The 12,472-nt window shown below is 57.6% G+C and carries 11 protein-coding genes; 8 read left to right on the forward strand and 3 right to left on the reverse strand.

The window, feature by feature from the left end; genetic code table 11:
* Positions 1 to 116: 116 nt before the first annotated feature.
* Both hcp and hcr read left to right on the forward strand, forming a co-directional pair.
* Complete coding sequence (hcp, locus tag ACQUTI_RS09645) at positions 117 to 1,769, forward strand: hydroxylamine reductase (protein ID WP_043522176.1); 1,653 nt, start codon at positions 117 to 119, stop codon at positions 1,767 to 1,769.
* Positions 1,770 to 1,779: 10 nt separating this feature from the next.
* Positions 1,780 to 2,748, forward strand: coding sequence for an NADH oxidoreductase (gene hcr, locus ACQUTI_RS09650; RefSeq protein WP_043522152.1), 969 nt, complete (start codon positions 1,780 to 1,782; stop codon positions 2,746 to 2,748).
* A gap of 206 nt (positions 2,749 to 2,954) precedes the next feature.
* On the opposite strand, the gene ACQUTI_RS09655 is transcribed toward hcr, so the two are convergent.
* Entirely contained in the window at positions 2,955 to 3,389 is a 435-nt protein-coding gene (locus ACQUTI_RS09655) for a DoxX family protein (RefSeq protein ID WP_004201350.1), read from the reverse strand.
* A 151-nt stretch (positions 3,390 to 3,540) separates the two neighbouring features.
* Between ACQUTI_RS09655 and poxB the strand changes: the two genes are divergently transcribed.
* The 4 genes from poxB (at position 3,541) to ACQUTI_RS09675 (ending at position 8,853) form a co-directional block, all read left to right on the forward strand.
* Positions 3,541 to 5,259 carry a ubiquinone-dependent pyruvate dehydrogenase gene (gene poxB / locus ACQUTI_RS09660; protein WP_023320052.1) on the forward strand — a complete coding sequence of 573 codons (1,719 nt, stop codon included), beginning with the start codon at positions 3,541 to 3,543 and terminating at the stop codon, positions 5,257 to 5,259.
* A 38-nt stretch (positions 5,260 to 5,297) separates the two neighbouring features.
* On the forward strand, positions 5,298 to 6,299 hold the full coding sequence (gene ltaE / locus ACQUTI_RS09665; protein ID WP_064794448.1) for a low-specificity L-threonine aldolase: 1,002 nt from the start codon (positions 5,298 to 5,300) through the stop codon (positions 6,297 to 6,299).
* A 10-nt stretch (positions 6,300 to 6,309) separates the two neighbouring features.
* Positions 6,310 to 7,752 carry an SDR family oxidoreductase gene (locus ACQUTI_RS09670; RefSeq protein ID WP_080935886.1) on the forward strand — a complete coding sequence of 481 codons (1,443 nt, stop codon included), beginning with the start codon at positions 6,310 to 6,312 and terminating at the stop codon, positions 7,750 to 7,752.
* A gap of 87 nt (positions 7,753 to 7,839) precedes the next feature.
* Positions 7,840 to 8,853 carry an NAD-dependent epimerase/dehydratase family protein gene (locus ACQUTI_RS09675; protein ID WP_428923247.1) on the forward strand — a complete coding sequence of 338 codons (1,014 nt, stop codon included), beginning with the start codon at positions 7,840 to 7,842 and terminating at the stop codon, positions 8,851 to 8,853.
* Here ACQUTI_RS09675 and ACQUTI_RS09680 read toward each other — a convergent pair.
* Both ACQUTI_RS09680 and ACQUTI_RS09685 read right to left on the reverse strand, forming a co-directional pair.
* Entirely contained in the window at positions 8,850 to 9,680 is an 831-nt protein-coding gene (locus ACQUTI_RS09680; protein WP_004201345.1) for an N-acetylmuramoyl-L-alanine amidase, read from the reverse strand. The genes ACQUTI_RS09675 and ACQUTI_RS09680 overlap by 4 nt on opposite strands.
* A 31-nt stretch (positions 9,681 to 9,711) precedes the next feature.
* Positions 9,712 to 10,851: a sensor domain-containing diguanylate cyclase gene (locus ACQUTI_RS09685; protein WP_004201344.1), complete on the reverse strand. Its 1,140-nt coding sequence runs from the start codon at positions 10,849 to 10,851 to the stop codon at positions 9,712 to 9,714.
* A gap of 360 nt (positions 10,852 to 11,211) precedes the next feature.
* Here ACQUTI_RS09685 and yahO point away from each other — a divergent pair, with 360 nt between their 5' ends.
* Positions 11,212 to 11,448 (forward strand): DUF1471 family periplasmic protein YahO, encoded by a 237-nt coding sequence (gene yahO, locus ACQUTI_RS09690; protein WP_428923248.1) that lies wholly within the window; start codon positions 11,212 to 11,214, stop codon positions 11,446 to 11,448.
* Between the two features lie 286 nt (positions 11,449 to 11,734).
* Positions 11,735 to 12,250, forward strand: a complete 516-nt coding sequence (locus tag ACQUTI_RS09695) for a lipoprotein (protein WP_004201341.1) — start codon at positions 11,735 to 11,737, stop codon at positions 12,248 to 12,250.
* Positions 12,251 to 12,472 lie beyond the last annotated feature (222 nt).

Genomic DNA, 12,472 nt, shown 5'->3' on the forward strand with positions numbered 1-12,472 from the left:
GCCAATTTTGCGCTAAATCAATCTCCCTTTAAGTTGTATCAGAAACACCTTTTCTCCTCACGCGCTCGGGCATAACCTTAAACATGTATATCAAATATAACTTTAAAGGTGTGACCATGTTTTGTGTGCAATGTGAACAAACCATTCGTACCCCGGCCGGCAACGGCTGCTCTTACGCGCAGGGGATGTGCGGTAAAACAGCGGAAACCTCCGATCTACAGGATCTGCTGATTGCGTCACTGCAAGGCCTCTCCGCCTGGGCGCTTAAGGCCCGCGAATATGGCATTATCGATCATGAGGTCGACAGCTTCGCCCCCCGCGCCTTCTTCTCTACGCTAACTAACGTCAATTTCGATTCTCCGCGCATCGTCGGCTATGCCCGTCAGGCGATTGCCATGCGTGAGGCGCTGAAAGCGCAGTGCCTGGACCTTGATGCCAGCGCCAAAGTTGACAGCCCGGTGGCCGACCTGCAGCTGGTCGGCGACGATCTGGGTGACCTGCAGCGTCAGGCGGCAGACTATGCCCCGAATAAAGATAAAGCCGCTATCGGCGAGAATATCCTCGGCCTGCGCCTGCTGTGCCTGTACGGCCTGAAAGGCGCGGCAGCTTATATGGAACACGCGCACGTGCTCGGCCAGTACGACAACGCCATTTATGCCCAGTACCACAAGATCATGGCGTGGCTGGGCACCTGGCCTGCGGATATGAATGCGCTGCTCGAATGTTCGATGGAAATCGGCCAGATGAACTTCAAAGTGATGAGCATCCTTGACGCCGGCGAAACCACCAAATATGGCCACCCAACGCCGACTCAGGTCAACGTAAAAGCCACCGCAGGTAAATGTATCCTGATCTCTGGCCACGACCTGAAAGATCTCTATAACCTGCTGGAGCAGACGGAAGGCACCGGCGTCAATGTCTATACCCACGGCGAAATGCTGCCGGCGCACGGCTATCCGGAGCTGCGTAAATTCAAACATCTGATCGGCAACTACGGCAGCGGCTGGCAGAACCAGCAGGTGGAATTCGCCCGCTTCCCAGGCCCCATCGTGATGACCTCTAACTGCATCATCGATCCCACCGTCGGCGCTTACGACGATCGCATCTGGACCCGCAGCATCGTCGGCTGGCCGGGCGTGAACCACCTGGAAGGCGAAGACTTCTCCCCGGTCATTGCCCAGGCGCAGCAGATGGCGGGCTTCCCGTACAGCGAAATCCCGCATCTGATTACCGTCGGCTTTGGCCGTCAGACCCTGCTCGGCGCGGCGGATACGCTGATCGATCTGGTCAGCCGTGAAAAACTGCGCCATATCTTCCTCGTCGGCGGCTGCGACGGCGCGCGCGGGGAACGTAACTATTTCACCGATTTTGCCACCAGCGTGCCGGATGACTGCCTGATCCTGACGCTGGCCTGCGGTAAATACCGCTTTAACAAGCTGGATTTCGGCGATATCGAAGGCCTGCCGCGTCTGGTCGACGCTGGTCAGTGTAATGATGCCTATTCGGCGATTATTCTGGCGGTCACGCTGGCGGAAAAACTGGGCTGCGGCGTCAACGATCTGCCGCTGTCGCTGGTGCTCTCCTGGTTCGAACAGAAAGCGATTGTCATCCTGCTGACGCTGCTGTCTCTCGGCGTGAAAAATATCGTCACCGGCCCGACAGCGCCAGGCTTCTTCACTCCGGATCTGCTGGCTATCCTCAATGAGAAGTTTGGTCTGCGTTCCGTGACTACCGTGGAACAAGATATGCAGCAGCTGCTGAGCGCGTAAGGAGTCCCTGATGACCATGCCAACTTCGCAATGCCCGTGGCGGATGCAGGTTCACCACATTCACCAGGAAACCCCGGACGTGTGGACCCTTTCGCTGCTGTGCCACGATTACTATCCGTATCGCGCCGGGCAGTACGCCCTGGTCAGCGTGCGTGATTCCGCGGAAACGCTGCGCGCCTACACCCTCTCCTCTACGCCGGGGGTCAGCGAGTATATTACGCTGACCGTTCGCCGCATTAACGAGGGCGCGGGTTCACAATGGTTAACCCACGAGGTCAAACGCGGCGATTATCTTTGGCTGTCCGATGCGATGGGCGAGTTTATCTGCGACGATAAGGCGGAAGACAAATTCCTGCTGCTGGCCGCCGGCTGCGGGGTGACGCCGATAATGTCGATGCGCCGCTGGCTGGCGAAGTACCGCCCGCTGGCAGACGTGCAAGTGATCTATAGCGTTCGTTCGCCGGAGGATGTGATCTTTGCCGAGGAGTGGCGCAACTATCCGGTTACCCTGGTGGCGGAGCACAACGCAACGCACGGTTTTGTCGCCGGCCGTCTGACCCTGGAGCTACTGCAGAGCGTGCCGGATATCGCCAGCCGCACCGTGATGACCTGCGGGCCAGCGCCGTATATGGAGAAGGTTGAGCAGGAGGTGGCCGCCCTGGGTGTCACCCGCTTCTTTAAGGAGAAGTTCTTCACCCCGGTGGCAGAGGCCGCCACCAGCGGGCTGAAATTCACCAAACTGCAGCCGGCGAGAGAGTTTTACGCGCCGGTGGGCACCACCCTGCTCGAGGCGCTGGAGAGCAATCAGGTGCCGGTGACCGTCGCCTGCCGCGCCGGCGTCTGCGGCTGCTGCAAAACCAGAGTCGTTTCCGGGGAGTATAGCGTCACCAGCACCATGACGCTGACCGAAGATGAAATCGCCGACGGCTATGTGCTGGCCTGCTCCTGTCACCCGCAGAGCGATCTGGTTCTCGCCTGAGGTCAAAATCCCCGGTGGCGCTACCGCTTACCGGGGCTACAGCGCTGTGCGATTTGGTAGCCCGGAGAAGGCGCAATGCGCCGCCTCCGGGAAAACCCCTGGCGACAATAAACTCTCAGGTGACATGAGATAAACGCTTTCCCGGACTAAAAAGCTGCCAACCGACAACAGTATCGACTTTACGCCCCAGGACGAATGAGGCATTTTTACCGCCAGACCGACTGACCGGCCAGCGAGTAACGCCCGGCGCCCAAAAGCGCAATCGCCAGCGCGCCAACAAAGAAATAGACCAGATTCTCGATCGCCCACGCCCCCACCGCATCAAGCGCAAATGTCTTGCCGAGACCGACCATCAGCCACGCTACCACCATGGTGAAAGCCAACACCAGCGCCGCAGGGCGCGTCAGGATGCCGACAATCAACAAACAGGGGGCGACCACCTCCCCCACCAGCACACCGTAGGCGATAAACCCCGGCAACCCCTTCGCCGCCAGCATCCCGCTAATGCCGTCCACGCCATCCAGCAGCTTGTGCAAACCGTGAAACAGCATTAACCCACCGACGGCGAGTCGTAACAAGAGTTTACCGGCGTCTTCATGCGACAGCGTTCTGTTTACTGCGTTTAACAATCCCTTAACCATTTGATGTGCTTCCTGTTTTACACCCTGTGAGATCCCAGAGTATGCCCAATGCTTCAGCAATAAAACCAGCAAAAAACTGAGGGCAATCGGCAACGTAAGCTGCAGTTTCATCTAAGCTTGAAGGCGTTATCAAAAAAAGGAGATGGAGATCATGAAACAAACCGTGGCCGCATACATTGCCAAAATGCTGGAACAGGCCGGCGTGAAACGTATCTGGGGCGTCACCGGCGATTCCCTCAATGGATTGAGCGATAGCCTGAACCGCATGGGCACCATCGACTGGATGGCCACCCGGCACGAAGAGGTTGCCGCTTTCGCCGCCGGCGCGGAGGCGCAACTGACCGGCGAACTGGCGGTCTGCGCTGGTTCCTGCGGACCGGGTAACCTGCATCTGATCAACGGTCTGTTTGACTGTCACCGCAACCATGTCCCGGTGCTGGCGATTGCCGCCCACATTCCATCCAGCGAGATTGGCAGCGGCTATTTCCAGGAGACCCATCCCCAGGAGCTGTTCCGCGAATGCAGCCACTACTGCGAGCTGGTCTCCACCCCGGAGCAGATCCCGCAGGTGCTGGCGGTGGCGATGCGCAAGGCGGTGATCAACCGCGGCGTTTCGGTGGTGGTGCTGCCCGGCGACGTGGCGCTGAAGGCGGCCCCGGAGAGCGCCAGCAGCCAGTGGTATCATGCGCCGTTGCCGACGGTCACCCCGGCGGAAGAAGAGCTGCGCAAGCTGGCCCAGCTTATCCGCTACTCCAGCAATATCGCGCTCATGTGCGGCAGCGGTTGCGCCGGCGCCCACCAGGAGCTGGTGGAGTTCGCGGCGAAAATTAAAGCTCCCATCGTCCATGCGTTGCGCGGTAAAGAGCATGTGGAGTATGACAACCCGTATGATGTGGGCATGACCGGGCTGATTGGCTTCTCTTCTGGCTTCCACACCATGATGAATGCCGACACCCTGATCCTGCTCGGCACCCAGTTCCCCTATCGCGCCTTCTATCCGACCGACGCCAAAATTATTCAGATCGACATTAACCCCGGCAGCATAGGCGCGCACAGTAAGGTCGATATGGCGCTGGTGGGCGACATTAAATCAACGCTGAAGGCGCTGCTGCCGCTGCTGGAAGAGAAAACCGATCGCCGCTTCCTCGATAAGGCGCTGGAGCACTATCGCGACGCGCGAAAAGGACTCGACGATCTGGCGAAGCCCAGCGAGAAGGCGATCCACCCGCAATATCTGGCGCAGCAGATCAGCCATTTTGCCGATGAAGACGCCATTTTCACCTGCGATGTCGGCACCCCGACCGTCTGGGCGGCACGCTATCTCAAGATGAACGGCAAACGCCGCCTGCTGGGTTCATTCAATCACGGCTCCATGGCCAACGCCATGCCGCAGGCCATTGGCGCCAAGGCCACCGCGCCGGAGCGTCAGGTGGTGGCCATGTGCGGCGACGGCGGGTTCAGCATGCTGATGGGGGATTTTCTGTCGCTGGCGCAGATGAAGCTGCCGGTAAAAATTATCATCTTTAACAACAGCGTGCTGGGTTTCGTGGCGATGGAGATGAAGGCCGGGGGCTATCTCACCGACGGCACGGAGCTGCACGACACCAACTTCGCCCGCATCGCCGAAGCCTGCGGGATTAAAGGTATTCGCGTTGAGAAAGCCTCCGAGGTGGATGAAGCGCTGCAGACCGCCTTCCGCACCGACGGTCCAGTGCTGGTCGACGTCGTGGTCGCCAAAGAGGAGCTGGCGATCCCGCCGCAGATCAAGCTGGAGCAAGCTAAAGGCTTTAGCCTGTATATGCTGCGGGCGATCATCAGCGGGCGCGGCGATGAAGTCATCGAACTGGCGAAAACCAACTGGCTCAGGTAAAACAGAAGCAATACTCTGAACCAGAACAAGGAATAGCCGTGATCGATCTGCGCAGTGATACCGTTACCCGCCCCGGGCGCGCAATGCTGGAAGCCATGATGGCCGCCCCGGTCGGGGACGATGTGTATGGCGACGACCCTACCGTCAATGAACTTCAGCGCTACGCCGCCGACCTGGCCGGCAAAGAGGCGGCGCTGTTTCTGCCCACCGGCACCCAGGCCAACCTCGTCGGCCTGCTCAGCCATTGCCAGCGCGGCGAAGAGTATATCGTCGGCCAGGGGGCGCATAACTATCTGTACGAAGCCGGCGGGGCGGCGGTTCTCGGCAGTATTCAGCCGCAGCCGATTGACGCCGCGGCGGACGGTTCGCTGCCGCTGGATAAAGTCGCAGCAAAAATCAAACCTGACGATATCCATTTTGCCCCGACCCGCCTGCTGAGTCTGGAAAACACCCATAACGGTAAGGTGCTGCCTCGCGACTATCTGCAGGAAGCCTGGGCGTTTACCCGCCAGCGCAATCTGGCGCTGCACGTCGACGGCGCGCGCATCTTTAACGCCGTGGTGGCCTACGGCTGCGAGTTACGCGATATCGCCCAATACTGCGACTCCTTCACCATCTGTCTGTCAAAGGGGCTTGGCGCCCCGGTAGGCTCGCTGCTGATCGGTAGTGAGGCGTACATTCGCCGCGCCGTTCGCTGGCGGAAAATGGTCGGCGGCGGGATGCGCCAGGCGGGCATTCTGGCCGCCGCCGGACTGTACGCGCTGAAAAATAATGTCCAGCGCCTGCAGGAGGATCACGATAACGCCGCGTGGATGGCGGATCAGCTGCGCGCCATCGGCGCGGACGTTACTCGTCACGATACCAACATGCTGTTCGTTCGCGTCGGTGATGAGCAGGCCCGGGCGCTCGGCGAGTTTATGCAGGCGCGCAACGTGCTGATCAACGCTTCGCCAGTCGTCCGTCTGGTCACTCACCTGGATGTCGACCGTCAGCAGTTGAGCGAGGTGGTCGCCCACTGGCAGGCTTTTTTACAACGATAAGGAGTCAGGCGTGTCGCAATCTGTTCTGGTGCTCGGCGCCAGCGGCTATATCGGTCAGCATTTAGTCCGCGAGTTAAGCGCGCGGGGATATCCGGTGCTGGCGGCGGCGCGCCATACCGACCGACTGCAAAAACTCGCTTTGCCCGGCGTCACCTGCCGGTCCGTCGATCTCAATCAGCCGCAGGCTCTGCCTGCGCTGCTCACCGGTATCGATACGCTTTACTATCTGGTACATGGCATGGGCGAAGGCGGCGATTTTATCGCCCATGAGCGTCGGGTGGCGACGCATGTTCGCGATGCCCTGCGCCAGATGCCGGTACGTCAGATTATCTTTCTCAGCTCGCTGCAGGCACCAGCGCAGGAGCAGTCCGACCATCTGCGCGCTCGTCAGGTCACCGGCGATCTCCTGCGCGAGTCGGGTGTGCCGGTCACCGAGCTGCGGGCCGGAATTATCGTCGGTGCCGGCTCCGCCGCCTTCGAGGTGATGCGCGACATGGTCTATAACCTGCCGGTGCTGACTCCTCCGCGCTGGGTGCGTTCGCGTACCACCCCTGTCGCGCTGGAAAACCTGCTCGTTGACCTCGTTGAGCTGCTGAATCATCCTTCCGACGCGCACCGCGTCTTCGAAGCTGCCGGTCCGGAGGTGTTAAGCTACCAGCAGCAGTTCATTCGCTTTATGGCCGCCAGCGGCAAACACCGCCCGCTTATTCCGATTCCCCTGCCGACGCGCTGGATCTCGGTGTGGTTCCTCAATGTCATCACCTCGGTGCCGCCGACCATCGCCAAAGCGCTGATTCAGGGGTTGAAGCACGATCTGATCGCCGATGACCGGACGCTGCGGGCGCTGATCCCGCAAACGCTGATCCCCTTCGATCAGGCGGTTCGCCGCACCCTGAAAGAAGAAGAGCAGCTGGTAAACTCCAGCGACTGGGGCTACGACGCCCAGGCTTTCGCCCGCTGGCGACCGGAGTATGGCTACTATCCGAAACAGGCAGGCTGCACCGTCGCCACTCCGGCGAGCCGCAAAGCCCTGTGGCAGGTTGTTAACCAAATCGGCGGTAAAGAGGGATATTTTTTCGGCAATCTGCTGTGGAAAACCCGCGGCGCGATGGATCTGCTGGTCGGCCACCGGCTGGCCAAAGGGCGACCGCAGCGCGACTATCTGCAGACCGGCGATACGGTCGACAGCTGGAAGGTGATTATTGTGGAGGAAGAAAAACAGCTCACTCTGCTGTTCGGCATGAAAGCGCCGGGGCTGGGCCGGTTAAGCTTTACCATTAACGATAAAGGCGATCGTCGTGAACTGGACGTCCGCGCCTGGTGGCACCCGCACGGTATGCCGGGCCTGGTCTACTGGCTGCTGATGATCCCGGCGCACCTGTTTATTTTCCGCGGTATGGCGCAACGCATCGCCCGGTTGGCCGAACAAATCTCAGGCAGAGTCGAAGGATAAGCATTATTCTTTCATGATTCTCATTGCATAGTCGGGAGAATCACGGAAAAATGCGCACGAAATTCTTTTCTGGGACAGTAGAGTGATATGAAGGTACTGGTTACCGGTGCGACCAGCGGATTAGGCCGCAACGCAGTGGAATATCTGCGCAACAAGGGCATCAGCGTGCGAGCGACCGGGCGCAACGAAGCGATGGGTAAGCTTCTGAGCAAAATGGGGGCGGAATTCATCCCGGCGGATTTAACCGAGCTGGTCTCTTCGCAGGCTAAAGTGATGCTCGCCGGTATCGATACCCTGTGGCACTGCTCAAGCTTTACCTCGCCCTGGGGCACGCAGCAGGCTTTCGATCTCGCTAACGTCCGCGCCACCCGTCGCCTCGGCGAGTGGTCTGTAGCATGGGGCGTACGCAATTTCGTTCATATCTCTTCGCCCTCGCTCTATTTTGATTATCACCACCATCGAGATATTCAGGAAGATTTCCGCCCGCACCGCTTCGCCAACGAGTTTGCCCGCAGCAAGGCAGCCAGCGAAGAGGTGATCAACCTGCTGGCGCAGGCCAACCCGCACACCCGTTTTACCATTTTGCGCCCGCAGAGCCTGTTCGGGCCGCACGATAAAGTCTTTATTCCCCGGCTGGCGCAAATGATGCAACACTATGGCAGCGTCCTGTTGCCACGGGGCGGCAGCGCGCTGGTCGATATGACCTATTATGAAAACGCCGTCCACGCGATGTGGCTGGCGAGCCAGCCGGCGTGCGATCATCTTCCCTCCGCCCGCGCGTGGAATATCAGCAACGGCGAACCGCGCACCCTGCGCAGTATCGTGCAGAAACTGATCGACGAGCTGGGCATCAAATGCCGGATCCGCTCAGTCCCCTACCCGATGCTGGATATTATCGCCCGCAACATGGAGCGTTTTGGCGATAAAACGGCCAAAGAGCCGGCCTTTACCCACTACGGCGTCTCGAAACTGAATTTTGATTTTACGCTCGATATCACTCGCGCGCAGGATGAGCTGGGTTATCAGCCGGTGGTGACGCTGGACGACGGGATTGTGCGTACCGCCGCCTGGCTGCGCGACCACGGTAAACTTCACCGCTAACCCTGACCATACTTTTCTAACAGCGCCTCGGCTATCGCTTCGGTTTGCGCATCTGCTACGCCATCCCAGCGCTGGGGGCGGAAGTGCATCTGGAAGGCGGTAATCACTCGTTTTTTCTGCGCGGGAGTCATCTCCGGCGTGACCTGATAGCCGTAGCGCGCCAGCAAATCCAGTACTACCTCAGGGTCCACTGGCTCACTGGCCGGGCGCCCGTTCAGATAGAAAGCCACCCGCTGCTCGTCCGGCCAGGCGCCAATCCCCTGCTGCGCCAGCTGTTGCCAGGGGAACAACGGTCCCGGATCGTCTTTGCGCTGCGGGGCGATATCGGCATGGGCTACCACGTTCTGCGGCGCGATGTGGTAGCGGGTGATAATATCGCGCGCCAGCGGGATCAGGGCCGCGATCTGCTCCGGGTGAAAGGGGGTAAAGCTTTTACCCCCCGCGGTCTTCTGCCAGCCGCGGTTTTCCAGTTCAATACCAATGGAAGTATCGTTGATGCGCGTGCTGCCGCGCCAGTAGCTCACCCCGGCGTGCCAGGCCAGATCCTCTTCCGGCACCAGCTGCCAGATCCGCGGTTTATGATGGTGGCGCGGCGGCTGTTCAGGAATTAAATAGTGGGAGCTGACCTCTTTATCAGTCAGGGTTGCCAGGGAGACATCAAAATTATCTGCGGTATAGTGGATAACCAGCACTTTTATGCGCGGATAGGCCGCCTGCGCCGGATGGCGAGTGTCCAGCTGATATCCGTCGCGATCGATGATGCCTTTTTCCCCCGCGCAGCCGGCCAGCAGTAGCGCCAACAGGAGTACATAGGCAATCCGTTTCATCCCTTCTCCCTTGCCCGGCAGCGTCTCCGGGTTAATAAGACCATTGATTACGTCCTTTATTTTTCGCCTGGTACAGCGCACTGTCCGCCCGGGCGATCAGCGTCTCCATCGGGACCGTGCCATCGGAATCGACGATCCCGATACTGACGGTCACCACCGACGCCACCTCTGATGCCTCATGAGGAAGCGCCGCCTCGTGAATTTTCTGCTGAATGCGCTCGGCAATCGCGGTGGCATGCACCAGGGGAACCCTAGGCAACGCCACCACAAATTCCTCGCCGCCATAGCGAGCCACCAGATCATCTTCGGCCCGGACCGCCATTTTCAGCACCTGCGCGACAGAAGATAAGCACTCGTCACCAGCCTGATGACCATAGCGATCGTTATAGCGTTTAAAGTAATCGACATCGATCATCATCAGCGACAACGGCGTGTTTTGCTGCCAGATCTCCGCCAGATACGCATTCAGCGCCCGGCGGTTAGCGGTCCCGGTTAATGCATCCTGGTTGGCAATACTTTCCAGCCGCTGAATAAGCTGCATATTTTCCTGATGCGTATCCCAGGCTTCATCGTACCAGCGCTGGAGAATACGTCGTCCATACAGCAAAATCGCCGTAAAGATGGTCCACAGGATCAAAAAGCGAATTTCAGCGTGATAGTGGATCTGAATTCCCGCTAGCAAGGCCGTCCCCCATAGCGGCAGCATAAAAGCGATAATGCCCGGCCAATGGTGATACAACGCAGTGAGGCCAGTGGTCAACAATATAACCAGCAGCGGCCAGGCGAAGGGCAAAGCCCAGAAAAAGATAAAACAGTAATTACTCAGGGACCAGCACAGGCTGAGCACCAGCAGCAGCGCGGTGATGATATTCAGCGTATAACGCCCCTGCGCCAGACGCGGCGTGATGGCAATAATCACTAAAATGGCCGAAATAATAATAACCGCAATCAGCGCTATTTCGATATAAGGAATAACCGCCTGGTGAGTCAGGAGCTTCTTATCAAAATAGGTAAAAATAAAGTTGCGGGAGAAAATCATTAACGCAAACGCGATATTTACAAAAGCCAGCCAGGGCAGACTCATTGACAGCGCATGGCGCTGGACATCATCTCTGGTGGCCCACAACGCGGTTCGCTGCTGCCGGGCGCGCTCTCGCTTATTTGTTAACATCTTATCTCCCTGGTGACCTGCATGACCATAGGCGCAGCCCCTGCTTGTCTATATGATAAACTATGTTTCCGGGAATGTCTGTCCGCGCGCTGTCTCCCCTGCCCCGGCCTCTTAAGCTGATTTTCAGCTAATGTCAGTAGAAATTGGTATGCTCCGTTCACGATGTGTAAACGGCAAAAAAAAGCAAGCATTATCAATGCGAATTCTGTCATCTTTTCTTTAAAAAAGAGTTAACTAGCCGTCATAAAATTGCAGTATTTTGCTTGAAAAAAAAGCAGTGTTAGTACAATCTGAAATCGCTCATTGGTGAGTTAAAACAAGAGCATGATGATAGCAAGATAAACAATGGAGTCTAAAAATATGAAATATGCAGCTTTAGTGGCAGGTGCGGCATTGTTTTTAACGGCGAACGCCTTCTCCGCTGAGATTTTATCGAAAGAAGCTTTTGATAAGGTCCATACGCAATACACCAAGATCGGCACCATTTCTTCTACCGGCCAGACCGCACCGAGCGACGCTCGTGAAGAGCTGATTAAAAAAGCTGATGAAAAAGGCGCGGATGTTATCGTGCTCTCTTCCGGGAACACGGATAAATAACTGCACATTTCCGCTAATATCTATAAGAAGAAATAACTAATCTTATCTCTCAAGAAACACTACCCTGTTTCCGGGGTAGTGTTTCTTGTTTATGCAAAGCCATAATTTATTTTTATCCCGCCGTGATTTTTTCTGCCTGAAAACCGCCGTCATCCCCCTGCTGATTTCCAGCCCTAAGGCTGTAGCCACATCAAGGTCTTAGCTCTTTGCGTCAAGTACAATCCGCACGCTATACGCTATGCTTTAACGGAAACTGAAAACGTAGTTCGCTTATAAGGAAATCATCATGCGCTACAAACTTCTTGCAGCACTTCTCCCTTGCGCGCTGGCGCTCAGCGCCTGTACGACCGTCACCCCGGCCTATAAAGATAATGGCACCCGCAGCGGCCCTTGTGTCGAAGGCGGCCCTGACGACGTAGCGCAAAAATTCTATGACATTCAGATCCAGAACCGTACTCAGGATCCGGCGGCGCTGCGCCCCTATCTCAGCGACGGCCTGGCGAAGTTACTCAATGACGCCCGTCAGGATCCGGCCAACAGCAAGCTGCTGCAGGCTAACCCGTTCTCCAGCAGCAGCACCCCCGCGGACAGCGCCGTCGTCGCCAGCGCCTCAACCATCCCTAATCGCGATGCGCGCAACATTCCGCTGCGCGTGGAGCTGAAACAGGGAACCCAGAACTGGAAAGACGAAGTGCTGATGATCCAGGAAGGCCAGTGCTGGGCCGTCGATGACGTTCGCTATCTCGGCAACAACAGCCACGCGCCGGCCGGAACGTTGCGACAGAGTCTGGAGAAACGCTAGTTCGGGAGTTGAAGCGACGCCGCTGAAACGATAACCCCGGTAAAATGTCGGTATTCGCCCCGAGAATGCCGACATTTACGCCCCCCTCACCCACCAGGCAATATTTTGTGCTAACTTTAAAGCTAAACGTGGTTTAGATTTAACTTTTAACGCATAAATATTGCATAACTATTCTGCCAAAGGTACTATTTGCGGCCTCAATAGCTATTCGTATCAGACTGC

The sequence above is a fragment of the Klebsiella sp. 7-CIP_Kleb. genome (genome assembly GCF_050378655.1).
Taxonomy (GTDB): domain Bacteria; phylum Pseudomonadota; class Gammaproteobacteria; order Enterobacterales; family Enterobacteriaceae; genus Klebsiella; species Klebsiella quasipneumoniae.

Coding starts and splice junctions, on each gene's coding strand:
- hcp (WP_043522176.1), top strand. CDS start 117: ATGTTTTGTGTGCAATGTGAACAAACCATTCGTACCCCGGCCGGCAAC.
- hcr (WP_043522152.1), top strand. CDS start 1,780: ATGACCATGCCAACTTCGCAATGCCCGTGGCGGATGCAGGTTCACCAC.
- ACQUTI_RS09655 (WP_004201350.1), bottom strand. CDS start 3,389: ATGGTTAAGGGATTGTTAAACGCAGTAAACAGAACGCTGTCGCATGAA.
- poxB (WP_023320052.1), top strand. CDS start 3,541: ATGAAACAAACCGTGGCCGCATACATTGCCAAAATGCTGGAACAGGCC.
- ACQUTI_RS09675 (WP_428923247.1), top strand. CDS start 7,840: ATGAAGGTACTGGTTACCGGTGCGACCAGCGGATTAGGCCGCAACGCA.
- ACQUTI_RS09680 (WP_004201345.1), bottom strand. CDS start 9,680: ATGAAACGGATTGCCTATGTACTCCTGTTGGCGCTACTGCTGGCCGGC.
- ACQUTI_RS09685 (WP_004201344.1), bottom strand. CDS start 10,851: ATGTTAACAAATAAGCGAGAGCGCGCCCGGCAGCAGCGAACCGCGTTG.
- yahO (WP_428923248.1), top strand. CDS start 11,212: ATGAAATATGCAGCTTTAGTGGCAGGTGCGGCATTGTTTTTAACGGCG.
- ACQUTI_RS09695 (WP_004201341.1), top strand. CDS start 11,735: ATGCGCTACAAACTTCTTGCAGCACTTCTCCCTTGCGCGCTGGCGCTC.